The sequence below is a fragment of the Nannocystis bainbridge genome (genome assembly GCF_028368995.1).
GTDB lineage: Bacteria > Myxococcota_A > Polyangia > Nannocystales > Nannocystaceae > Nannocystis > Nannocystis bainbridge.
On record NZ_JAQNDL010000003.1, the window covers coordinates 2,597,290 to 2,619,501 of the forward strand.

Annotated in this window: 18 protein-coding genes; 11 read left to right on the plus strand and 7 right to left on the minus strand. The window is 72.4% G+C overall.

Annotation, left to right across the window (positions count from 1 at the left end):
• Positions 1-128 precede the first annotated feature (128 nt).
• Positions 129-1,268, minus strand: a complete 1,140-nt coding sequence (locus tag POL25_RS35560) for a CapA family protein (protein WP_272090798.1) — start codon at positions 1,266-1,268, stop codon at positions 129-131.
• Positions 1,269-1,504: 236 nt separating this feature from the next.
• Here POL25_RS35560 and POL25_RS35565 point away from each other — a divergent pair, with 236 nt between their 5' ends.
• Together POL25_RS35565 and POL25_RS35570 are read left to right on the plus strand one after the other, a co-directional pair.
• Positions 1,505-2,395 carry a hypothetical protein gene (locus POL25_RS35565; RefSeq protein WP_272090799.1) on the plus strand — a complete coding sequence of 297 codons (891 nt, stop codon included), beginning with the start codon at positions 1,505-1,507 and terminating at the stop codon, positions 2,393-2,395.
• A gap of 144 nt (positions 2,396-2,539) precedes the next feature.
• A complete protein-coding gene (locus tag POL25_RS35570; RefSeq protein ID WP_272090800.1) occupies positions 2,540-4,528 on the plus strand; it encodes an ArnT family glycosyltransferase in 1,989 nt (662 codons plus the stop codon).
• 210 nt (positions 4,529-4,738) lie between these two features.
• Here POL25_RS35570 and POL25_RS35575 read toward each other — a convergent pair whose 3' ends face one another.
• The 3 genes from POL25_RS35575 to POL25_RS35585 are packed head-to-tail and all read right to left on the minus strand — an operon-like array spanning position 4,739 to position 9,443.
• A complete protein-coding gene (locus POL25_RS35575; RefSeq protein WP_272090801.1) occupies positions 4,739-6,298 on the minus strand; it encodes a hypothetical protein in 1,560 nt (519 codons plus the stop codon).
• Positions 6,295-7,881, minus strand: a complete 1,587-nt coding sequence (locus POL25_RS35580; protein WP_272090802.1) for a DUF8728 domain-containing protein — start codon at positions 7,879-7,881, stop codon at positions 6,295-6,297. The genes POL25_RS35575 and POL25_RS35580 overlap by 4 nt, the downstream gene beginning before the upstream one ends.
• Positions 7,881-9,443 carry a type IV pilus twitching motility protein PilT gene (locus tag POL25_RS35585; RefSeq protein ID WP_272090803.1) on the minus strand — a complete coding sequence of 521 codons (1,563 nt, stop codon included), beginning with the start codon at positions 9,441-9,443 and terminating at the stop codon, positions 7,881-7,883. Before POL25_RS35585 ends, POL25_RS35580 begins: the two co-directional genes overlap by 1 nt.
• A gap of 88 nt (positions 9,444-9,531) precedes the next feature.
• On the opposite strand from POL25_RS35585, the gene POL25_RS35590 reads away from it, so the two are divergent.
• Entirely contained in the window at positions 9,532-10,434 is a 903-nt protein-coding gene (locus POL25_RS35590) for a histone deacetylase family protein (RefSeq protein WP_272090804.1), read from the plus strand.
• A 60-nt stretch (positions 10,435-10,494) separates the two neighbouring features.
• Here the strand turns inward: POL25_RS35590 and POL25_RS35595 are convergent, their stop codons facing one another.
• Together POL25_RS35595 and POL25_RS35600 are read right to left on the minus strand one after the other, a co-directional pair.
• A complete protein-coding gene (locus POL25_RS35595; protein ID WP_272090805.1) occupies positions 10,495-11,502 on the minus strand; it encodes a hypothetical protein in 1,008 nt (335 codons plus the stop codon).
• 38 nt (positions 11,503-11,540) lie between these two features.
• Complete coding sequence (locus tag POL25_RS35600; protein ID WP_272090806.1) at positions 11,541-12,551, minus strand: Rossmann-fold NAD(P)-binding domain-containing protein; 1,011 nt, start codon at positions 12,549-12,551, stop codon at positions 11,541-11,543.
• Between the two features lie 162 nt (positions 12,552-12,713).
• Here POL25_RS35600 and POL25_RS35605 point away from each other — a divergent pair, with 162 nt between their 5' ends.
• Positions 12,714-13,304: a TetR/AcrR family transcriptional regulator gene (locus POL25_RS35605; protein WP_272090807.1), complete on the plus strand. Its 591-nt coding sequence runs from the start codon at positions 12,714-12,716 to the stop codon at positions 13,302-13,304.
• Positions 13,305-13,367: 63 nt separating this feature from the next.
• Here POL25_RS35605 and POL25_RS35610 read toward each other — a convergent pair whose 3' ends face one another.
• On the minus strand, positions 13,368-14,762 hold the full coding sequence (locus POL25_RS35610) for a DUF1552 domain-containing protein (protein ID WP_272090808.1): 1,395 nt from the start codon (positions 14,760-14,762) through the stop codon (positions 13,368-13,370).
• Positions 14,763-14,987: 225 nt separating this feature from the next.
• On the opposite strand from POL25_RS35610, the gene POL25_RS35615 reads away from it, so the two are divergent.
• The 7 genes from POL25_RS35615 (at position 14,988) to POL25_RS35645 (ending at position 21,600) form a co-directional block, all read left to right on the plus strand.
• Positions 14,988-15,614 (plus strand): STAS domain-containing protein, encoded by a 627-nt coding sequence (locus POL25_RS35615; protein ID WP_272090809.1) that lies wholly within the window; start codon positions 14,988-14,990, stop codon positions 15,612-15,614.
• A gap of 1 nt (position 15,615) precedes the next feature.
• Positions 15,616-15,966, plus strand: a complete 351-nt coding sequence (locus POL25_RS35620; RefSeq protein WP_272090810.1) for a SpoIIAA family protein — start codon at positions 15,616-15,618, stop codon at positions 15,964-15,966.
• Positions 15,967-16,593 (plus strand): STAS domain-containing protein, encoded by a 627-nt coding sequence (locus tag POL25_RS35625; protein ID WP_272090811.1) that lies wholly within the window; start codon positions 15,967-15,969, stop codon positions 16,591-16,593.
• A 13-nt stretch (positions 16,594-16,606) separates the two neighbouring features.
• Positions 16,607-16,969 (plus strand): SpoIIAA family protein, encoded by a 363-nt coding sequence (locus POL25_RS35630; RefSeq protein ID WP_272090812.1) that lies wholly within the window; start codon positions 16,607-16,609, stop codon positions 16,967-16,969.
• 82 nt (positions 16,970-17,051) lie between these two features.
• The gene (locus POL25_RS35635) at positions 17,052-18,077 is read left to right on the plus strand and encodes a glycosyltransferase family 2 protein (protein WP_272090813.1); all 1,026 of its coding nucleotides are present in this window, start codon (positions 17,052-17,054) and stop codon (positions 18,075-18,077) included.
• Complete coding sequence (locus POL25_RS35640; protein ID WP_272090814.1) at positions 18,074-18,676, plus strand: class I SAM-dependent methyltransferase; 603 nt, start codon at positions 18,074-18,076, stop codon at positions 18,674-18,676. Before POL25_RS35635 ends, POL25_RS35640 begins: the two co-directional genes overlap by 4 nt.
• Positions 18,673-21,600 carry a hypothetical protein gene (locus POL25_RS35645; RefSeq protein ID WP_272090815.1) on the plus strand — a complete coding sequence of 976 codons (2,928 nt, stop codon included), beginning with the start codon at positions 18,673-18,675 and terminating at the stop codon, positions 21,598-21,600. Before POL25_RS35640 ends, POL25_RS35645 begins: the two co-directional genes overlap by 4 nt.
• The last annotated feature ends 612 nt before the right edge of the window (positions 21,601-22,212 follow it).

Here is a 22,212-nt window from a genome sequence, read left to right on the forward strand (position 1 = left end):
CACCACGCCCGCCTCGCGACCTGGCTTCAAGCGCACGCGATCGAAACGCGCCGAGCGTCGCGCACCGCCGATCGATGCACCGCCATCGATCGCGGCCGCTGTCCGAATGGAAGACGCGGTCTCGAGCTTCACCCGCCCGATGCGCAGTCGCCTCGCAGCACCAGGTCCTCGCCGCTCGCCTCGAGCTTCGTCCCCTGCGCCTCGCTCAGCGTCGACATCCGCGCCCGGACCGTCTTGCCCATGCCCTTCGTCGCCGGCACCGGGTGCTTGCTCGGCGTCCGCTTGATGTACGCCGGATGGAACGTCAGCGTCTCGAGGCACGAATTCCCGCTGAAGCGCGCCCGCAGCACCCCCGTCAGGCGCGGGACCTCGTGCGTGTTCTCGAACAAGAAGTTGCCCAGCGAGTACGCGATCGCCTTTTTTCCGTATTGCTCGATCGCCTGCAGCACGTGCGGATGGTGCCCCACCACCAGGTCCGCCCCGCGGTCGAGCAGCGCCCGCGCCTGCCGCTGCTGATGGGCCCCCGGCGCATCCGCGTACTCCTCGCCCCAGTGCACGAACACGATGATCAAATCGTGGGACGCCCGCGCCGCGTCGATCACAGGACCCAGCGTCGCTTCAAAGTCATTCGTCGACAGGAACGGCAGCTCCGGCGTATCCGGGAACTGCGGCGCGTTGCGGCGTGAAGTCACCGCCAGCAGCCCGATCTTCCACCCGCGGCGCTCGAACGCCTCGACGCGGAAGATCGGCGGCTCGCTGCGCGACGCCCCCAGCGGCACGATGCCCAGCTCCTCGAGGATCTTGGGCGATTGCAGCAGCCCGTCCGTCCGTTGATCGAACGAGTGATTGTTGGCCAGGCTGAGCGCCGCGAACCCGCCGTCGACCAGGTGCTGCGCCATCGCCTTCGACGCCCCGAACGCGAACCTGGCCCCGATCGGGCTCTTCACCGGCAGCTCGTACACCAGCGGCGTCTCGAGGTTGCCGACCAGCAGGTCGCTCTTCATCGTCTCAAAAATGTCATCGAACGGCCGCTCACCCTCACCGACGATCGGGTCGAACGCCGACGCGCGGTAGCGGCCGAAGATGATGTCACCGACGAACGTGATCTCGAGCGGCTCGCGCGTCACCGCCGGCTCGACCTTCGCCGGCTCGGCCTCTTCCGCACTTCTGTCCTCCGGGACAGGTTCTTCGAACCGCCGCCCCGCCGCTTCGTTGCTGTCCTCCGGGACAGGCGCGGGCGCCACCGCCGGCGCCGTCGGCTGGGCCACCGTCGCGCTCTCGCGCCCTGCCCCCGAGCACCCCGGCAGTCCCGGGACGGAGACCAGAGCAGCGAGAGCGGCGATCCGAACCAGTCCTGGCAAGGCGCGCGGGAGATACGCCCAAACCCTCGCCGCGCGCAAGAGTTCGGCGCTTGCGCCGTCCTCGTGCGCGTCGCCGTGGCCCGTCCCCTGGGTCCATGCGCGCGAACTCCCCGCGCCTCGCCTCGTTCGCTACACTGCGTCCCGTGCCCCTCGACGCCACCCGACGCCGCGCCGCCGTCCTGCTCGGCCTCGTCGGCCTCGTCGCCGCCGTCGAGTGGATCGCCGCCGCTCGCGCTTATCGCTCGATCCTCGGCCCCGCCGACTGGGACGCTGCCGCTGCCGCTCTCGCTGCCCTCCCGCCCGACGAGCCCGTCCTGCTCGCCGACGACTGGCTCGGCCCCACCGCCCGCCGCCACCTCCTCCCGCTCCAGCGCTCTCTCGGCCGCCCCGACCTCCACGGCGCCCCCCGCTTCCACGTCCTCGCCCTCGGCGAAGCGCTGCCGGCCGACCTGCGCGCCGACCTCGGCGACCTCGCCCCCGAGCCGCTCGGCGTCGACCCGCTCGGTCCGCTTACCCTCCATCACTTCGCCACGCCTTCGGGACATGTCCTGTGGGACATCCTCGATCAGCCCGCCCTGCTCGCCGCCGACCGCGCCGGCCCCTGCCGCAAGGCTCAGCGGACCTGGGTCTGCAAGCACGGCCGCGCCACCGTCCGCCACGCCGAGATCGCCTACCGCCCACGCCGCTGCCTCGCCATCGACATGAGCGACGGCGCCGCCCTCGAACTGCGCGGCCGCGTCGACCTCGGCGCGCGCCTGCGCGGCCACCTCGGCTTCACCGACTTCAACGGCCGCCTCCGCAACGACGCCCCCGCCATCGTCGAGCTCGAGCTCGACGGCGTCCCGAAGGCCCGCTGGCTCGTCAGCGACAACCAGGGCTGGGCCGCCTTCGAGCTCGCCACCACCCCCGGCCCCGCCGAGCTCACCATCCGCGTCACCAACCTGCTCGCCGGCACCTTTAATCCGGGCGGCTACGACCCCGAAACGCGCCGGATCCCCTGCCTCGACCTGCGCGCCATCACGGAGCCCACGTGACGCCCAGAACGCACCCGCGCCGCACGCACGCTCAGGAGCTCCCGTGGCGCCCCGAACGCACCCGTCGCAGCCGCACGCGCGCCCAGGAGCCCACGTGACGCCCGAAAACCACTCGCGCCGCCGCACGCACGCTCAGGAGCTCCCGTGACGCCGCGCGCCACTCGACGCCTCACGATCGCCGCCGCCCTCGCGCTCGGCCTCGCCGTCGTCCTCCTGCTCGCCCGCGGCCACCGCGATGTCGGCTACGTCCGTGACGAGGGCATCTACTTCCACGCCAGCCGCGCCTACGCCGACTGGGCCGTGCGCGGCCTGCAGTCGCCCTCCGTCCTGTTCGACCGCCCCGCCCGCGACCGCGCTTTTGCCGTCAACCACGAGCACCCGGCCCTGATGAAGCTCGCCGGCGGCCTGTCCGCCCGCCTGTTCTCCGCGCCAGGTCCTGGCGGCCAGCCCCCCGAGACCCGCGCCCAGCCCGGCCTCGCGCCGATCATGCCCGAAGGCGCCGCCATGCGCCTGCCCGCCCAGCTCCTCGCCGGCCTCGGCGTCGTCCTCCTGTTCCTCGCCGGCGCCGGCCTCACCCGCAAACGGCCTGTCCTCGGGGACAGCCCGCTATCCGCCCCTCCCGCATCGCCCCGCCCCGCGACGCCCGTCACTGACCTGTCCCCCGGGACATCCTCGCCCCGCGAACCCAACCTGTCCCCCGAGACATCCTCGCCTCGCGCGACCGACCTGTCCCCCGAGACATCCTCAACGCTCGGCTCAAGCAGGGTGTTCGCGACCGGCACAGCTCCCGCCGCCGACCCGTCCCCCGGGACATCCTCGCCCCGCGAGCCCAACCTGTCCCCCGGGACATCCTCGCCCTCCGACCTGTCCCCCGAGACATCCGCCCTCTCCCCGCTGATCCCCGCCGTCCTCGCCGCCCTGTGGTTCATCGGCTTGCCGCACGTGTGGTTCCACGCCGGCCTCCACTGCTTCGACGTCCCCGTCGCCGTCCTCACTCTCGCCGTCGTCCTCTGCTATCGCCGCGCCCTCGCCTCCTGGCGCTGGTCCCTCTTGCTCGGCCCGCTCCTCGGCGTTGCCATCTCCGTCAAGCACAACGCCCTCTTCATCCCCGTCCTGCTCGGCGTCCACTACCTCGCCTGCCTCGCCCTCGCCCGCCGTCGCCCCAGCCGCGGCCAACTGCTCCCGCTGCCTTTCCTCAGCATGGCTCTGCTCGCCCCGCCGACCGTGCTCGCCCTGTGGCCGTGGTTATGGAGCGACCCGCTCGCGCGCCTCGGCGAATATCTCGAGTTTCACCGCCTCCACGCCTATTACAACACCGAATATTTCTCCATCAATTACAACCAGCCGCCGCTGCCGTGGAGCTACCCGTTCGTCCTCACCTGGGCCACCGTACCCACCGCCCTGCTCCTGCTGGCCGCGATCGGCCTCGTGCTCGCTGTCCGCAGCGACCTGTCCTCCAGGCCATCCGCCGATCTCTGTCCCGCCCGCTTCACCGCCCCTCTGCGCGGCCACCCCGCCCGCGACGGCCTATTGTGGGCCCTGTTCGGCCTGTTCCCGCTGCTCCTCATCAGCCTGCCGACCATCCCGATCTTCGGCGGCACCAAGCACTGGATCACCGCCTACCCCTTCCTCGCCCTCGCCGCCGCCTTCGCCTACGTCACCCTGTGGCGCAGCCTCGCCCTCACCGGCCGCGCCCGCCACCTGCCCGCCGCCCTGCTGCCGCTGCTGCTCGTGCCCGCGCTGTGGAGCACGCTCCACGGCCACCCCTACAACCTCTCGCAGTACGCCCCGCTGGCCGGCGGCGCCCGCGGGGCCGCCGACCTCGGCCTCATGCGCGGCTTCTGGGGCAGCGCCGTCCTCCCGCTGCTGGATGACCTGTCCGAACGACCAGGTCCGCTCCACCTCCACGACCTCCACGAGCTGGCCCGCCTGCAGTACGAACGCGAGGGCCGCTGGCCCCCCGGCACCACCTCCGCCCCGCTGACGCGCGCCCGCGCCGCCCTGCTGTTCCACGAGCGCCACATGCTCTCCAACGAGGTCGACGCCTGGAACCATTTTCAAAACTCGGCCCCGCTCGACGTCATCACCCTCGACGACGTGCCGCTGACCAGCCTCTACGCCGGCAGCAAGTGAACCGCCGCCTTTACTCGCTCCACCCCGCTCACTGTCACTCGCGCTGCACCCCGCTCCACGCCGGCAGCGAGTGAGCCGTCGCCTCTGCTCGCTCCGCCCCATTACTCGCGCTGCTCTCCGCTCCATGCAACGAGTGAGCCGTCGCCTCTGCTCGCTCCGCCCCATTACTAGCGCTGCACCTCAGTCCACGTGGCAGCAAGTGAGCCACCGCTACTCGCTCCGCCGCACGTACTCGCGCTGCAAGCCGGTCCACGGCGTCACCATCCCCGCCGCCGACATATACCCCGTCATCGGCACCACCCGCGCCTCGCCTGCGAGCTGGCGCCCCGCCGCGTAACTGCGCCGCAGCGGCCCCCGCAGCCAGCCTGGCACGTCGCCGTCGATCCACACCGCCGCAAACTCCCCACGACCCACCGCCTCTGCCAGCGTCGCCTCGATCTGCTCCCGCCTGTCCTTCGGGACATCGTGGATCCCCATCGACCCCACGTGCCCCGGCCCGCCCGCCAGCACGCTCCACCACGGCCGGTGCAGCGCCAGGATCGCCCGCGGCTCGCCCGCGAGCTCGGCCCGCAGCGCCGCGGCCCGCTCCCACAGGTCGGCCGGTGGGATCGTCCGCCATGGGTCTTGCCGCGCGTAGCTGTCCCGAAGGCCAGCCAGCCCGCGGTCCTGGATCGGCTGATACATCGGCTCGATCACCAGCGCGAACACCAGCTGCGCCGCCACCAGCCCCAGCGCCGCCGCCTCGCCGCGCCCCACCGGCAGCACCACCGCCAGCCACGCCGCCGCGAAGCACACCCCCGGCATGAACGCGTTCGGCTCGGCCCACTGCGTCGAGTACCCCAGCGCCGACACCAGCAAGCCCGCCGCCGCCATCACCCCCCAGTATACCGGCCCGCGCCAGCTGTCTTTTTCGCCCTGTCCCGAGCGCCATGTCCTCAGCGCCAGCATGCGCCCGGCGACCAACCCCGCCAGCGCCACCAGGAACGGCGCCGCGTGTAAAAACATCCCCCACGTCTTGCGCCAGAACCTCACCGCGTTGAACGCGTGCGCTTGATGCAATTCATAAATGTACGTCCAGAGTCGCCCCTCGGTCAGCCACTGCCCGAGCAGCACCCCGCCGCCGTCGATCGCCGCGATCGTCGCCGCGTACATCCACACCAGCCGCGGCGCCACGATCAGCCCGCCCACCCCGCTCGCCAGCACGAACACCGCCGCCGTCTGCTTGGCCCAGAACGCCGCGCCCACCAGCACCCCCGCCGCCACGATCTTTCGCCGACGCCCCGCGCTCTCGCGCAGCAAGATCAGCCCCCACAGCAGCAGCGCCAGGAAAAAACTGTCCGCGCGGGCCACGTCGTACCAGCGGAACGTGAACACGTACCCCGATAAAAACAGCCCGACCGCTGCCGCCGCGTGCGCGCGCGGCTTGCCCTCGAATCGCACCAGCCGCCACAGCCCCGCGCACACCGCCCCGATCGCCGCGACGCTCACCGCCCGCCCGAGCACGTACCCGAGCGGCAGCACCCACCCCAGCGCCGCCAGCACCGCCGGATACAGCGGCGTGTACAAAAACGGCACGAACTCCGCCGACGGCTCGGGATACGCGCTCAGCCCCTGCTGAATTCGCAGCGCCGTGTGCAGGCTCCCGCCCTCCATCCATTCGAGCTCGAGCGGGAAGCCGATCCGGCACGCGAACACCACGATCATCACGACCGCCCACGCGATCGCCAGCCCGCCCACCAGCGCCCGCAGGCGGGTCACCCACACGCTCACGGCGCGCCCTCGTCGACGAACGGCCCGACCGCGTGCCCGCGCCGGCGCAGGCAGCAGTAAAAACCGACCTCGAGCAGCCCGCCGGGCGCCGATGGATCACTCACCGTCCCGGGCTCGGCGCACGCCCACACCATGTCGCGCCCGAACCCGCGCTTTCGCGCCGCCGACGGCGTCGGCCGCTGCGGCCCGACGTGGCCGACGTGACACAGCAGATCGGGCTCGCGCGCCAAAATCACCGCTTGCGGCGCCATCAACTGATGCCCCGGCCGCGCCTTGACCTGCGGCTCCACCTCGACCTCGCGGGGCCAGCGATCGACCAGCCCGTAGACATCGACCGCCCGCAACCTCGAAGCATACGGCAACGCCCCCGCTGCCCCGACCGAGATCGAAGTGTCCTCCGGGACATGCTCTTTGAGCCATGTCCCTGCGGCCACCCGCTCGCGGGCGAACCGGTCCATCGCCGTCACCCCTTCCCAGCGACCGTCGAGCCACCCGCTCGCCGTCTCGCGATCTTTCACCACCCGGCCCCGCGCCAGCAGCCCCAGCGCGATCGCCAGCACCAGCCCGGCGCCGACCGCGACTGCCGGCCCGCGGCGCCTGAAGAACTTCTCGCCCGCCTCGATCAGCAGCCACCCGACCAGCCCGGCCGTCAGCGCCGTCGCCACCACCAGGAACCGCCCGTAGGCCATGAAGTCGCCGCCGACCGACCACGCGTAGCCCACCACCGCCGCGATCGGCAGCACCAGCGGCATGTGCCTCGCCCGCAGCAGCAGCGCCAGCGGCGTCAACCACACCAGCCGCAACGCGCTCGCCCACGCGGCCACGTAGGCCACCCCGAACGTGTCGCGCAGCAGCCGGCCGTGCTGCTTGATCGCCCACGTGTTCGGCAGCCACTCCCCATAATAGGCGTGTCGCCACAGCAGGTGCACCACCAGCGGCCCGCCCGCGATCACCGTCGCGATCGCCGCCTCGCGCAGCGGAGGCAACCGCTCACGCCTGCCCCCGAGGACATGACCGATCGACCAGACTATTAAAAACACCCCGATCGGCAGCACCGCGTCGGGTCGCGTCAATCCTGCCAGCGCCGTGAGCGTCCCTGCCCACCGCCAGCGCCCCTGCGCCGTCGCTGCCATCGCCGCGATCGTCAGCGCCGCGGCCCACGACGTCTCGAGCCCGCCGTGGGCCCACACCACGTACTCCGGCGCCGCCGCCAGCAGCAGCCCCGGGATCAGGTCCACCGCCGTCCACGGCCCGCTCGCCCCCCGCAGCCCCCGGATCAGCACGATCGTCGCCGCCGCTCCGGCCAGCGCCCCCAGCTGCGTCAGCCACGGCGCCAGCGCCTCGGGCAGCGCTCCGAGACATGTCCCGAGGGCCAGCACGATCACCCACAGGAAATTCGTATAGCCCTCGACCCGCTCGCCGAGGTTGTACTCGAGCGCCCCGTGCTCGGCCAGGTTCCACGCGTAGCGGAACGAGATATACGCGTCGTCGCAGATGAACTGCCAGGCGCGCGCGTGCACCAGCAGCAGCGCCGCGGTCGCGGCCGCCAGCGCCATCGCGGCCCTGCTCTGCCCGGCCGGCATCACAGCGAGCGGCGCAGCGCCTCGGGGTCCTGCGCCGCGCCCATCGCCGCCTCGAGCGACACCTTGCGCGCCCGCACCAGCGCCGCCAGCGACTGCTCGAGCGACACCATCCCGTCGGCTCGACCGGTCTGGATCGCCGTGGCGATCTGGTGCCCGCGGCCCTCGCGGATCTGGGCCGCCACCGCCGAGGTCACCAGCATCTTCTCAAAAGCCACCGCCCGCTCGTTGCGCGACACCGGCACCAGCACCTGCGTCACGATCGCCCGCAGCGTGCCTGCCAGCTGCAGCCGCACCTGCGTCTGCTGGTGGCCCGAGAACCCGTCGATGATGCGGTCGACCGCCATCGCCGCCCCGGCCGCGTGCAGCGTCGAGAGCACCAGGTGGCCCGTCTCTGCCGCCGTGAGCGCCGCCGAGATCGTCTCCGGGTCGCGCATCTCGCCGACCAAAATGATGTCGGGCGCCTCGCGCAGCGACGCCCGCAGCCCCTCGGCGAAGCTCGACACGTCCTTGCCGACCTCGCGCTGGTGGATCAGCGCCTTCTTGCTCGTGAACACGTGCTCGACCGGGTCCTCGAGCGTCACCACGTGCCGGGCCGCCGTGCGGTTGACGTGCTCGACCAGCGCCGCCAGCGTCGTCGACTTGCCCGAGCCCGTCGGCCCCGTGAACAGCACCAGCCCCGCCGGATAGCCGACCAGCGCCGTGAAGTCCTCCGGCAATCCGAGCTCCGCCAGCGTCGGCGCCTTGTCGCGCACCGGCCGGAGCGCCGCCGACAGCCCGCGCTGCTGGCGGAACACGTTGGCGCGGAAGCGCAGCCCGCCGAGGTCGAGCGCCGTGTCGACGCTGCCTGCCGCGCGCAGCCGGGCCCGCTGCTCCGGGCTCAGCACCTCGGCGAACAGCGCCGCGATCGCGGCCTCCGACGCCTGTGTCCCGATCTCGCGCAGGTCGCCGGCCGTGCGCACCCGCGGCGCCAGCCCGGCCGAGAAGATCACGTCCGCCGCCCCCTCCCAGTGGGCCCGCTGCAGCACCCCACGCAGCTCGTCGGCCGCCCGCTGCGCCTCCTCGTCGGGCTCTTCGGACATGTCCTCCGGGACATATTCGTGGACCACCGGCGCCGGCGCCGGCTGCACCGGCGCCTCGGTCCGGCGCCCAGGCGTCGGCGGTCGCACCGGCGGCGGCGGCGCGGGCGTGCGCACCGGCGGCAGGTCGGGCACCGGGTGGCTGTCCTGAGGGACAGGTCTCGAAGCACCTGTCCCTGCGGTCACCCGCGCCTTGGCCAGGCTCAGGTGGTAGCGCCCGCCGTCGATCTTGAGCTCGCCGGAGAACCGCTGGCCCTCGAACGTGTGCTCGACCTTGACCGACTTGCGCAGGTCGAGCTCCTGGCGCTGCTCCGGCGTCACCAGGTCTTCGAAGAACATCGCCACCATCTCGTGGCTGACCTTCGGCATCGACAGCGGCACGTCGGCGCCGGCGCGTTTGAGCGAGGGGACGCGTTCGGAGGCGAGGACCAGGCCGTCGGCCTTCTGGGCGTCGAGGATCTTGAGCAGCGAGTCGATCGCGGCCATGGCGCCCGGTATAGCGCGAGGGCCGGCGTCCTCGCCAGTGCTCGCCGTCCGATGCGCGCCCAGCCGGCCCGTGGCATCGTCGGGGCGCGTGCACGTGTTTTATTCCGACCAATTCGTGCTGCCGCTCCCGCCCGGCCACCGGTTCCCGATGGCCAAATACGCGGCCCTGCGCGCGCGCGTGGCCGCCAGCGGCCTGGTCGATCCCGCCGACATGCACGTGCCCGAGCGCGCCACCCCGGACCAGCTCGCCCTGGCCCACGACCCCGGCTACGTCGACCGCGTCTGCCGCGGCGAGCTCAGCGCCCGCGAGCAGCGCGAGATCGGCTTCCCCTGGTCCGAGGCCATGGTCGAGCGCTCGCTGCGGTCGACCGGCGCCACCATCGGCGCCTGCCGGGCCGCGCTGATCCACGGCGGCTTCGCGGTCAACCTCGCCGGCGGCACCCACCACGCCTTCCGCGATCGCGGCGACGGCTACTGCGTGTTCAACGACAGCGCCGTGGCGGCCCGCGTGATGCAGGCCGAACGCCGCGCCGCCCGCGTGCTCGTCGTCGACTGCGACGTCCACCAGGGCGACGGCACCGCCAGCATCCTCGCCGGCGACGACACGATCTTCACGTTCTCGATCCACGCCGCCAAGAACTACCCGTTCAAAAAACAGGAAAGCGACCTCGACATCCACCTGCCCGACCGCACCGGCGACGACGACTACCTCGCGGCGCTGGGGCGCGGCCTCACCGAGGCCCTCGGCCGCGCCAGCCCCGACCTCGCCATCTACCTGGCCGGCGCCGACCCCTACGAAGGCGACCGCCTCGGCCGCCTCGCCCTCACGAAGGAGGGCCTGGCCCAGCGCGATCACCTGGTCCTCGGGACATTGCGAAAAGCACATGTCCCGACGGCCATCTCGATGGCCGGCGGCTACGCGAAGGAGCTCGACGACGTGGTCGAGATCCATTTTAAAACGGTGAGCATCGCCGCCGAGCTCGCGCCCTGAGCTCGCGGATCTCTCCGGGCTTCACACGTTCTGGAAGATCGAGCCGTCTCGCGTTGGCCGTCAGACCCGCCGGATCTTCGCCCCGAGCTCCTGCAGCCGCTGCATCGCGCGCTCCGGCTCGAGCAGGCTCTCCGGGTGATACAACCCGGGTTCCGGCGCCTCGTGCCCCGCGAGGCCGAGCAGCCTCTCGGTGGCCAGCGCCGCCCCGTACGCGCTGAGGTTCGCGTACACGTCGTCGTCGGTGATCTCGATCCGGACTTGCTTCGCGGCGCCCTCGTGATCCTCGCCGGCGATCTCGACGATCAACTCCGTCGCAGGCCCCCGGCCGCTCACCGCCTCGCGCGTCGCGAAATCGACGCGGATCGACCTCGCCTCGGTCGCGGCCGCGAGGCTGACCACGTCGAGCAGCGCCAGCACCCCGCCCTGGCGCTTCACCCCCGTGACATCGACGATCTCGCGCGCCGCCTCCTCGCCGGCGACCCACCGCCAAAGCCCGTCCTCGCGGATCAGCGCGCTGGGGAACGCGCTCCCGAGCCGCTCGAAGTCGGCCTGCGACGCCGGCCCGCCCTGATCCTCCGGATCGACGACCCCCGCCAGCGCGATCGACTCCACTTTCTTAAACTCGCGCGCGAGGTGCAGCGCCGCGAGCGTACCGACACCGCCGAACACGTGGCCGAGGAGCAAGATCGGCGCCCTCCCGGGGTTTTGAATGAAGTGCGCCACCTCGGGGCCGATCTCGAAGGCGAAGCTGGCGAACGACAGGTACGCGAGCCCCCGTGCCTGCGCGAACTTCAATGAATTCAGCCAGGGGTCCGTCAGCAGCGTGACGACCGCGCCGAAGCTCGCTCCCTCGAGACCCAGGTCCTCGCGCGCCAGGTCGACGCGCGTCGCCGTCGTCGGCCCGCCGATCTGCGCCGCCACGGCCGTGGCCTTCGCCACGTCACGAGCGGCCAGCACGATCGGCAATTCGGGGTGCAGGCGGCGCAGCGCCCTGGCGACGCGACGGCCGACCACCCCCGAGCCCCCGAGCAACAACACCGGATTCTTCATCGATGCAGACATACGCATGAACTCCCTTCATCTCTCAAGGACAGCAACAGTCGGCCTCAAGCCCGACGGGTCTGCGTGCCGAACTCCGCCAGCCGGCGCAGCAGGTACTCCGGCTCGACGATCACGTGCGGCAGATAGAGCCCCGGCGGCACCGCCGGGCCGCCTGCGAGGCCGAGCAGCCGCTCGACGCCGACCGCGACGCCGACCGCGGTGACCGGCGCCTGCCCCTCTGGATGGACCAGCTCGATGCGCACGCGGCCGCTCGTACCATCGCTGCGCGTGCCGGCGATCTCGACCACGATCTCGGTGGAGAACGGCTCGCCGCGGCGACGGCTGGCAGACTCGCCGACGGCGACGTCGGTGCGGATCGATCTCGCCCCGGTCGCGGTGCCGAGGCTCAGGACATCGAGCATCGAGTAGGCCTGCCCGGTCATCGCGCGCCCGTCGACGGCCGTGAACACGCGCTCGGCCGCGGGCCCGCCGATCCACTGCCACTTGCCGCCCGCGAGCACCAGCGCGCTCGTCTGCGCCTTCGTCTGCCGCTCGAGGTCGGCGTAGGCCGCCGGCCCGCCGACGTCCTGCTCGTCGAGCACCGCGGCGATCTCGATCGACTCGACGCTGCGGAACTCGCGGACGCCTCGCAGCGCCGCCGCCGTGGCCGCGCCCGCCAGCCAGCTGCCGGCCATGAGGATCGGCGCGCTCCTGGGTCTCGCCACGTGCAGCCCGACCACGGGCCCGAGCTCGAACGCCACCGTCGAGATCTCGAGGTAGGGGATCTCGCGCGCCTGGGCGAACCCGACCGAGTGCAGCGTGTCGTCCTTCACGAACATCACCACCGCGCCGAACCTGCGCTCGGCCGGCTGCCCGAGGTCGGCGCGCGCGAGGTCGACGGCGACGGCATCGGCGTTGCCGAGCTCGCGGGCCACGGCGCGCGCCTTTTCGAGGTCGCGTCCGCCGATCGTGATCGGCAATTCGGGGTGGAGTCGGCGCAGGATCTGGGCGGCGCGCGAACCGACGACGCCGGAGCCGCCGATGATGAGGACGGGTGCTTGGGTGCTCGTGGACATGACAAAACCTCGCTCTCGCGCGGCGGACTGAACCGCCGCGAGTGGCCATGACGCCGGGCTGGCGCCGCAACTTACTCTTAGTAAGTTACGGATGGTAATATGGCCCGACGGTGCTACTGTCAAGGACGGCCCGCGAAGAAATCTCGAGGCGACACGACGACGATGACGGGGACCACGACCAGCCGACTGCCGAAGGCCGAGCGACGCACGCAGCTGCTCGAGACCGCCCAGCAGATCGTGCGCGAGGAAGGGACCGACGCGCTGACGCTCGGCCGCCTCGCCGAGCGCGCCGGCGTCAGCAAGCCGATCACCTACAACCACTTCGAGACGCGCTCGGGCCTGCTCGTCGCCCTCGCGCGCGAGGTCGACGACCGCAGCATCGCCACCTTGCACGAGGCCCTGAAGCGCACGCGCCCGCGCCTGCCCGACGTCGCCCGCGTGCTCGGCACCGCGTACATGCGCTGCTACTCGCAGAACGGCCCCGAGTGGCTGGCCATCCTCGCCGCGCTCAAGGGCGACAGCGCGATGGAGTCGGTGCAAGAGGAGCTGCTCGACCGCTACGTCACGATCTACCGCACCGCCCTGGCCCCGCTCACCGAGCTGACGCCGCGCGAGCTCCAGCGCCGCTGCGTCGCCATCATCGGCGCCGCCGAAGCCCTCGGCCGCGACCTGTCCCGCGGCCGCCTCGACGAACCCGCCGCCGCCGCGACCCTGACCTCGCTGATCGTCGCCTGGCTCGGCAAGCAAGGTTGAAACGACGCGCCCGCGATCGACCTCGCGATCATGAAGCGCAGCGCCCTGCTCGGCCGCTGATCCTCACCGCAGGCGATCGAGCTCGCCGGTGCAGTCGAGCTTCGCGCCGTTCTTGAGCGGCACCGAAGTCAGCCCGACCGCGTCGCGCTCGACCCCCATCGCCCGGGCGATCGACACCAGCAGGCGGTTGTGCGGCGGGCCTTGCAGCTCGTCGCCGAGCAGGCCGGGCACCACGTTCGTCTGCCGCCAGTGGATGTACCGCCCCGGCTTGTCGAAGTATCCCGTCCCGCCGGCCAGCACCACCGGCAGGCGATGGAGCTGATGCTCGGGCGTCCCCAGCTCGCTCGACCACACCACCAGCGTATCGTCGAGCAGCGTCCCGCCGGCGCTCGGGATGTCCTCGAGCACATCCAGCAGCTTCGCCACGTCGTTCGCGTGGTAGCGGCCGAAGTTGGCCATCACCTGCGCCGCGACCGGGTCGCTCGACACCGCGTGGGCGAAGTCGTTGTGGATGTCGCCGGGCGGCGCCCCGACCTGCTCGTTGCGCAGGCCCCACAGCGCCAGCAAACCGACGCGGGTCAGGTCGCACGACAGCGCCAGCGCCGTCAGCGTCGTGAACAGCTGCGTGCGCTGGTCGTACCACGCCGGGTCTTCCCACGGCGCCGCCGCCCCCGGCGGGTCCGGCACCTCACATGGCTTTTGGGACAGCGCCTCCAGCTGCAGCTCGAGCGCGCGCAGCAGGTCGCGGTGTTGCTCGACCTTGAGGCGGTCATCCGCGCCGAGCCGGGGCGCCACCGCCGAGAACTGCGCCCGCGCCAGCTCGACCACCGCGCTCTGGCGGGCCCGGATCGCCGCCGCGTCGCTCGACAGCGGCGCCTCGCCGTCGGGGAACAGCCGCGTGTAGAGCTCGGCCGGCTCGTAGATGTACGGCAGCGTCTTGCCGCCCGGATCGTACGAGTAGGGCCAGCTGCCGTGCGACACCTGCAGCGAACCGATCTGGCCCGGCTCGGCGATCGCCGCCGCCACGATCTGGTCGATCGAAGGCCCTTGCGCGTGCGCCGGCCCGTTCTCGAGCTCGACCGCCTGCGTGCCCGTCAGCGCCGTCGCGTGCCCCTCCTTGTGCTCGTTGAGCGCGGTCGTCATCCCGACCGCGTTGCCGAGCCCGTCGAGGATCGAAAGCCGCGCGCGGTGGCGGTGCAGGGGTCGCAAGATCTCGCTGAACTCCGCTTCGGCGAGCGGCGAGAGCGGCGCCTCCCAGTCCGCGTCCTCCGACGGATCGCCGGGGCGCATGCGCCAGCGCGGGTACACCGCGCCGTGCTCCGTCATCACCACCAGCAGGCGTCGCACCGGCGCCTCGGCCTGTGCTCTCGCGCCGCGCGGCAGCAGCGACGGCAGGCACAGCGCCCCCAACCCGAGTCCCAGCCCGCCGCGCAGCCACGTGCGGCGCGAGGTCGTCATCGACGCGTCTCCGTCGCGCGGGTCGACTCCGCGCCTGCGCCTGGGCGCACGATCGCGCCCGCATGTGGGCTCTCGACGGCGAGCGTGTCGCTGTTGCGGACATGCACATGCATCGCTCGCGCGGCCATCGCTGTCACCCTACGAGGCCCGTCGCGGTGGGTCAAGGCGCTCTCGCGGCGAGAGCGCGTTGACACGTTCGCGCGAGCTTCTTTAAAGTGACAGGCAGTGTCGGTCACGATCGAGGGCGAGCGCGTCGACCAGCTGCTGCGCATCATCGTGGCCGCCGCCACCGGCGACTACGAGCTGCGGGTCCCGCTGCTCGAAGAGGACGACGACGAGTTCCTCGAGGTCGAGCTCGGCGTCAACTACTTGCTCGAGGAGCTGGCGCTCGGCAAGGCCAAGAGCGACAGCCAGCGCCAGCAGCTCGAGGTGCGCGCCGAGGAGCTGGCCCACCAGCAGAGCGAGCTCGTGCAGGCGCTGTCGACCCCGGTGATCGCCGTGTGGCCGGGCGTGCTGGCGCTGCCGCTGGTCGGTCGCGTCGACGACGAGCGGGCCGCCACGATCACCGCCGTCTTGCTCGAGCGCGTCGCCGCCGAGCGTGCCACCCACGTCATCCTCGATCTCACCGGCGTCGGTGCGATCGCCGGCAACACCATGCCGGCGCTGCTCCGCATGGTCCGCGCGATCGGCCTGCTCGGCGCCAGCTGCCTGCTCACCGGCATCAGCGCGCCCGTCGCCCAGCAGATCGTCGCGCTCGGGGCCGCCGAGGGCGGCGCGCCGGTGCGTGCGCTGGCCCAGCTGAGCGACGCGCTCGCGCTCGTGCTGGCCCAGAAAGGCGCGCTGGGGCGCTGACATGCCGTTCCGCTACGAGGAGCTGGTGACGCCCATGGGCCGGCCTTACGTGCGCGTGCACGTGTCGGGCGACATCGACCTGCGCGATGCCGAGGAGTACGTGGCCAGGTTCGAGGGCGCGTACCAGCGACGGCGCGTGCTGTCGGTGGTCGCCAGCGGCACCGAGTACTCGGCCAAGGCGCGCAAGCACCTGCTGGCGATGCGCGAGAGCAGCCCGCACGCGACCGTGACGACCAGCGCGCTGGTGCGGGCGGCGATCCACCTGATGACGCGGTCCGCCGCCGGCGGCACATATCGCGTGTTCACCGACGAACCCGAGGCGCTGGCCTGGCTCGACGACCAGGAGGCATGAATGTCGCTGACGATCACCGAGGCGCGCATCAACGGGCTCCTGAACACGCTCGTCACCGCCGCCAGCGGCGACTACGACGTCCGCGTCGCGCTCGAGGAGCACGAGGATCCGTTGCTCGACGTCGAGCTCGGCATCAACTACCTGCTCGACGAGCTGATCGAGCGCCGGACCCAGAACGAGGCCCAGGAGGAGGAGTTGCTGACGCGCGCGCGCCAGCTCGCGCGCCAGCAGGACGAGCTGGTGCAGGCGCTCTCGACCCCGGTGATCGCCGTGTGGCCCGGCGTGCTGGCGCTGCCGCTGGTCGGTCGCATCGACGACGCGCGGGCCGCCGTCATCACCGCCACCCTGCTGGAGCGCATCGCCGCCGAGCGGGCAAGCCACGTCATCCTCGATCTCACCGGCGTCGCCGCGATCGCCGACGCCACCATGCCGGCGCTGCTCCGCATGATCCGCGCGATCGGCCTGCTCGGCGCCCGCTGCTTGCTCACTGGCATCCGCGCCGAAGTCGCCCCGCAGATCGTCGCGCTCGGCGGCAACGACCTCCACGTCCGCGCCCTCGCGCGACTGTCCGACGCGCTCGCCCTGGTGCTCGCCGACAAGGGCGCGCTCGACCAGCCCCACCGATAGGACCTGACCGCCCATGCCGTTCGTTTTCGCAGAGGCCACGACCCCGCAGGGCAAACCACTGCTGCGGATCCACGTCCGCGACGAGGTCACGATCACCGACGCCGAGGCGCTCGGCGCCCGCATCGAGGACGACGGGCCCAACCATCGCTGGCGGATCCTCAGCGTCGTCGAGAAGGGCACCGAATACTCGCCCGCGGCCCGCAGGTACTTCCCCAACCTGCAGCCCAAGTACGGCGCGATCGCCGTCGCCGTCACCAGCCCGATCGTGCGCGCCGCGATCAACATGATGATGCGGCTGACGGGCCAGGCGCCGAACTTGCGCCTGTTCTCCAGCGAGGCCGAGGCCCTGGCCTGGCTGGACCAGCTCGAGATCTGACGCCGGCCTCGGCCCGCGCGCCGATTCGCCCAGCGGCGCGCGGATCCGCCGCGCCGTGGTATAAGGTGCGCCGCCCGGGCCCGTGAAGCTCATCATCCAGATCCCCTGCCTCAACGAGCGGGAGCACCTGCCGGCGACCTTCGCCGACCTGCCGCGCGCGCTGCCGGGGATCGACAGCATCGAGGTGCTCGTCATCGACGACGGCAGCACCGACGGCACCGCCGCCGTGGCCGAGCAGATCGGCGTCCATCATGTGCTGCGGTTCCCCGGCCACCGCGGGCTCGCGGTCGCGTTCCAGGCCGGCGTCGACGCCTGCCTCGCGCTCGGGGCCGACATCATCGTCAACACCGACGCCGACAATCAGTACCCGGGCGCCGACATCGTCCGCCTGTGCGCGCCGATCCTCGAGGGCCGCGCGGACCTGGTGGTGGGCGACCGGCAGACCGACCAGATCCCGCACTTCGGCCCGCTCAAGCGGCTGCTGCAGCGCTGGGGCTCGCGCGTGGTCCGGCGCGCCTCGGGCACGACGGTGCGCGACTCGACCAGCGGCTTTCGGGCCATGAACCGGCGGGCCGCCGCCGCGCTGTTCGTGCACAACCGCTTCACCTACACCCTCGAGTCGATCATCCAGGCCGGCGCCGCCGGCCTCACGATCGCCGACGTCACGATCACCACCAACCCGGAGCTCCGGCGCTCGCGCCTGTTCCGCTCGATGGGCAGCTACGTCCGCCGCAACGGCGCCGTCATCGTCCGCTCGTACGGCATGTACTGGCCGGTCCAGACCTTCGGCCTGATAAGCCTGCTGCTGCTCGCGTTCGGCCTCGCGCTCGGCGGCCGCTTCACCTACTACTACCTGTCCCGTTGGCCAGACGAGAGCGGCCACACCGAGTCGCTGCTGGTCGGCGTCGGCGCGGTCGTGCTGGCCTTTTTGGTCGCGCTGATGGCGTTCCTCGGCGACCTCAGCGCCGCCAACCGACGGCTGACCGAGCAGGTGCTGACGCAGGTCCGCGGCCTGTCGGCGGCGCTCGCGGCCCAGCAGGCCGCGCCGGCCATCGCCGGCCACCGCCGCACCGCCGCCGCCCCGTGGCAGCCGGAGGCGCGCGCGTGAGGGTCGACGCCGGCAACGTCGTCGGCAACGCCGAGGCCAAGTACGACCACCCCAACCCGATCGCCCGCCGCCTGGTCGCCGGCTTCAAGCGGGCCGTCGGCGACCTGTACCTTCGGACATGTCCCGAGAGCGTGCTCGAGGTCGGCTGCGGCGAGGGCCTGCTGGCCGACAGCCTGATCCGCCTGCGCCGGCCGGCCTCGTTCGCGGCCTGCGACGTCGACCTCTCGCGGCTCGCCCCCGACCTCGATCCGCACCTGAACTTTCAGACAGCCTCGATCTATCAGCTGCCGCAGGCCGACCGCAGCGTCGACCTGGTGATCGCCTGCGAGGTGCTGGAGCACCTCGAGGACCCGGCCGCCGGCCTGCGCGAGCTGGCCCGCGTCGCTCGCCGGGCCGTGCTGATCAGCACCCCGTGGGAGCCGGTGTGGCGCCTGCTCAACCTCGCCCGCGGCCGCTACGTGCGCGCGCTCGGCAACACCCCCGGGCACATCCAGCACTTCTCGCGGCGGGGCCTGCTGCGGCTGGCCGACACGCGCCTGCGCGTGGTCGAGGTGCGACGGCCCTTGCCGTGGACGGTGATCCTCGGTGAGCCGCGATGAGCGGCGCGGGCTCTCGCGGCCGGCTGCTTCGACTGGCCGTTCGGACATGGCCCTTCGCGCTGGTCACCGCGCTCGGCCTGTGGCTGCTGTGGCCGGTGCCCGCCGGCGTGATGCCGCTGTCGGCCGATCACACGGTGCACCTCACGCGCGCCTGGCTCTACGGCCAGCAGCTCGCCGGCGGCCACCTGGTCGGCTGGAGCCCGTTCTGGTTCTTCGGCTTCCCGCTCGGCGAGCTCTACCCGCCGCTCGGTGACCTGCTGGTCCTCGCCGTCCGCGGGCTCAGCCTCGGCCTGCTCGACTGGGCCCAGGCGTACGCGCTCGCGTTCACCCTCGTGTTCCTGCTGCAGGGCTGGGCCCTGCTCCGCTGCGGCCGCGCCCTCGGCCTCGGCCCGCTCGCCGGGCTCGTCGCCGCCGCCCTGGCCCTGCTCGACGCGGGGGCCTACCGCGAGGGCGGGTGGGTCTACACCGTCACTTACGGGGTCTGGCCGCAGGCCCTGGCCACCAGCCTGGCCTACTGGGCCCTCGCCGAGCTGGCCCTCGCCGCACGTGTCCGCGAGGGCATGTCCCCGGGGACACATCACCGCCACCTCGCCCTCGCCGCCTTCGCCACCGCCGGCGCCGTGCTGGCCCACCCGATGAGCCTGCCGATGCTCGCCATGGCCGCCCCGCTGTGGCTGCTCACCGTCGGCTTGCGCGGCCCCGGGGGGCCGCAGGGCCGGAACGATTCGAGCGCGCCGGGGGTCGCAGGGAGGCCTGTCCCTGCGGCTATCTCGTCCAGCGCAGCCTCGCCTGTCCCTTCGGCCATCTCGGCCTGCGCGAACTCGCCTGTCCCTGCGGCCATCTCGGCCAGTGCAGCCTCGCCTGTCCTTTCGGCCATCTCCACCGGCTCGCGCTCACCTGTCCCTTCGGCCATCTCGGCCTGCGCGAACTCGCCTGTCCCTGCGGCCATCTCGGCCAGTGCAGGCTCGCCTGTCCTTTCGGCCATCTCCACCGGCTCGCGCTCACCTGTCCCTTCGGTCAGCCCCATCACCCGCCGCGAGCGGCTCGCCGGCGCCGCCCTCGACCTCGCGCTGGCGCTCGGCCTCGGCCTCGCGCTGGCCGCCTGGTGGCTGTGGCCGATGAGCGCCCACCGCGGCTACATGGCCAGCTACGGCTGGCTCTACGCCCCGCTCGACGCCATGGTGCGCATGCTGCGGGCGGGCCAGTGGACCCAGCTCATGGCGCCCGCGGCCGGCTTCACGGCGCTGCTCGGGCTCGGGATCGCCGCCGTGCGCGGCTCCGGCTTCCTCCGCTTCCTCGCCCTGCTCGCCCTGCTCCACTGGCTGCTCGCCAGCACCGACGTGTTCTGGACCCTGCGCCTCGATCGCCTCAGCAGCGGCTTCTCGCACATCCAGTACCAGCGGTTCCTGACGGCCGCCAAGCCGGCCCTGTTCCTGCTCGCCGGCGCCGTCGTCGGCGGTCTCGCGGTCCTGGCCCGCAGGACATGGTCCAAACGCCCTGCCCTACGAGCCATGTCTATCGGGACAGCCGTCGTCGCCGCCGCGCTCGTCGCCTGGCTCGCGCGCGACGCCTGGAACCTGGCCCGGCGCCACGGCGTCGGCGTGGTCCAGGTCGAGCGAGTGCCCGGAGATCCCGCCTTCGAGGCCGCGTACCAGCAGTTCCTCGCGTGGGCCGCGAGCGCCCGCCAGGGCCAGCCCGCGGGCGGGCGGATCGCCGTCCGCACCGACCGCAACGCCCACTGGTTCATGGACAGCCCGGTCTACACCGGCGCGCCGATCTACAAGCTCGGCTTCACCCCCGGCGACAACTTCGTCCACAAGCCCGAGGCCGGCTCTTCGCGCATCCTCGACCTCGCCCAGGCCCGCTATCTGCTCACCACCGGCGGCAGCGGGGCCTCGCAGATCGCCAGCTTCGGCCCCCTCCGCGTGTTCGAGCGCCCCGGCGCCGCCGGCATCGCCCGCGTCGACGGCCCCGGCGAGCTCCGCGTCGAGGCGGCCGACCTGCAGGCCGGCCGCGTGCGCGTGCGCCTGACCGGCACCGCGCCTGACTCGCGCCTGGTGTTCCACGTCGCCGGCTACCCGCGCTGGGACCTGTCCTTTCAGCCAGGCGACGACGCGCCCGCCGAGTCGGTCCCGTGGATCGAGGTCCCCGTGGTCGGCGACGGCCCGACCGCCACGCCGGAGCAGCGGCTGCGCGGCGAGCTGCGCGGCGGCAAGGCCCTCGGCGACGACGGCAGCGAGCCGACGCTGATCGCCGCGCCCGCGCGCGACGGCGTGTTCGAGCTCCACTACGCCCGCTGGCGCTGGTTCGACGCCGCCGGCCTGCTGGCCAGCCTCGCGGCCCTGATCGCATGTGTCTCTTTGCTCAGGTCGCCGCGCCTGGTCGATCGCCTGGGCCCGCTCGCCCGCCGCCTCGCCCACCCCGCCGTGCTCGCCGCCCTCGTCGCCGCCGCGCTGCTCGTCGCCGGCCTGCGCTGGCGCGCCGCTGCCGGGCGCGAGCGCCCGCAGGCCAGCGCCCGCCTCGCCGACGGCCGCGCGACCGCCACGCACGCGCGCAGCGGCCCGCTGAAGACCGACATGTTGATCTTCCCGGCCGTGCTCGCCGACCCGCGCCGCCCCACCGAGGTCGTCTTCGAGGGCGTCGCCCCCGGGCCCACGCTCGACGCCTGGTTCGCGCTCGACGACGACGACGCCAAGCAGCGCCGCCGCGGCTCCTACCGCGTCCAGGTCGACGCCCGCGCGCCCGGCAGCCCCGCGTGGACCCCCCTCGCCGACTTCACCGCGGCCCACCGCCCCGATCGCCAGCGCCCACGCATACCTGTCCCCGAGGACATGCAACGCGCCGCCGACCTCACCGTCCGCATCACCCCCTCGGGCGAAGCACCGCCGAGGTTCGGCTTCGACGTCGTGCTGGCAGATCCGTGATTTTTTGTCCGTTGCAGGCTGTCCTCGAGGACATGTGAAGCTTGCTCCCAGCCCCTCCGACGCAACGACGTAGCTCGCCCCGTTGCGGCCAGCCTGCAAACGAGTAGCCCTGCCCCGCGCGCCCGCGTGGGCTCCCTCAGCACCTCGACCTCCGCCTGCTCTCGCTCGCTCATGCAATCGCGTGGCGCCCACGCAATCCGGTAGACCTCGACTTCGACCTTGCCCGCTCGCGCTCGACCCACGCAATCACGAAGTGACTCGCAAGCCCCTCGACCTCGCCTGCTCTCGCTCCCGTTCACCGCAGACATCACGTAGCGCCCGCACAATCCGGCAGTTCCCTCGACCTCGACTGCTCGCGCTTGCCCCCAAGCGATCACGTAGTGCCCACACAATCCGGTAGCCCTCGACCTCGACTGCCCTCGCTCGCCGACACAATCACGTAGCGCCACTCGATCCGGAGGCCTCACCTGCTCGCGCTCGCACCACGCAATCACATAGTGCCCGCGCAATCCGGAAGACGCTCGACCTCTTGCACCGCTCGCGCTCGCCCACGCAACCGCGTAGGCGGACTCGGGCCCGCTCACGAGCCTCCCGCAAAGCGGCCCAGGAACC

Excerpts from the sequence above, each read along its gene's own strand:
- POL25_RS35580 (WP_272090802.1), bottom strand. The coding sequence starts at position 7,881 with ATGCCGGCCGGGCAGAGCAGGGCCGCGATGGCGCTGGCGGCCGCGACC.
- POL25_RS35585 (WP_272090803.1), bottom strand. The coding sequence starts at position 9,443 with ATGGCCGCGATCGACTCGCTGCTCAAGATCCTCGACGCCCAGAAGGCC.
- POL25_RS35595 (WP_272090805.1), bottom strand. The coding sequence starts at position 11,502 with ATGCGTATGTCTGCATCGATGAAGAATCCGGTGTTGTTGCTCGGGGGC.
- POL25_RS35600 (WP_272090806.1), bottom strand. The coding sequence starts at position 12,551 with ATGTCCACGAGCACCCAAGCACCCGTCCTCATCATCGGCGGCTCCGGC.
- POL25_RS35605 (WP_272090807.1), top strand. The coding sequence starts at position 12,714 with ATGACGGGGACCACGACCAGCCGACTGCCGAAGGCCGAGCGACGCACG.
- POL25_RS35610 (WP_272090808.1), bottom strand. The coding sequence starts at position 14,762 with ATGACGACCTCGCGCCGCACGTGGCTGCGCGGCGGGCTGGGACTCGGG.
- POL25_RS35620 (WP_272090810.1), top strand. The coding sequence starts at position 15,616 with ATGCCGTTCCGCTACGAGGAGCTGGTGACGCCCATGGGCCGGCCTTAC.
- POL25_RS35625 (WP_272090811.1), top strand. The coding sequence starts at position 15,967 with ATGTCGCTGACGATCACCGAGGCGCGCATCAACGGGCTCCTGAACACG.
- POL25_RS35630 (WP_272090812.1), top strand. The coding sequence starts at position 16,607 with ATGCCGTTCGTTTTCGCAGAGGCCACGACCCCGCAGGGCAAACCACTG.
- POL25_RS35645 (WP_272090815.1), top strand. The coding sequence starts at position 18,673 with ATGAGCGGCGCGGGCTCTCGCGGCCGGCTGCTTCGACTGGCCGTTCGG.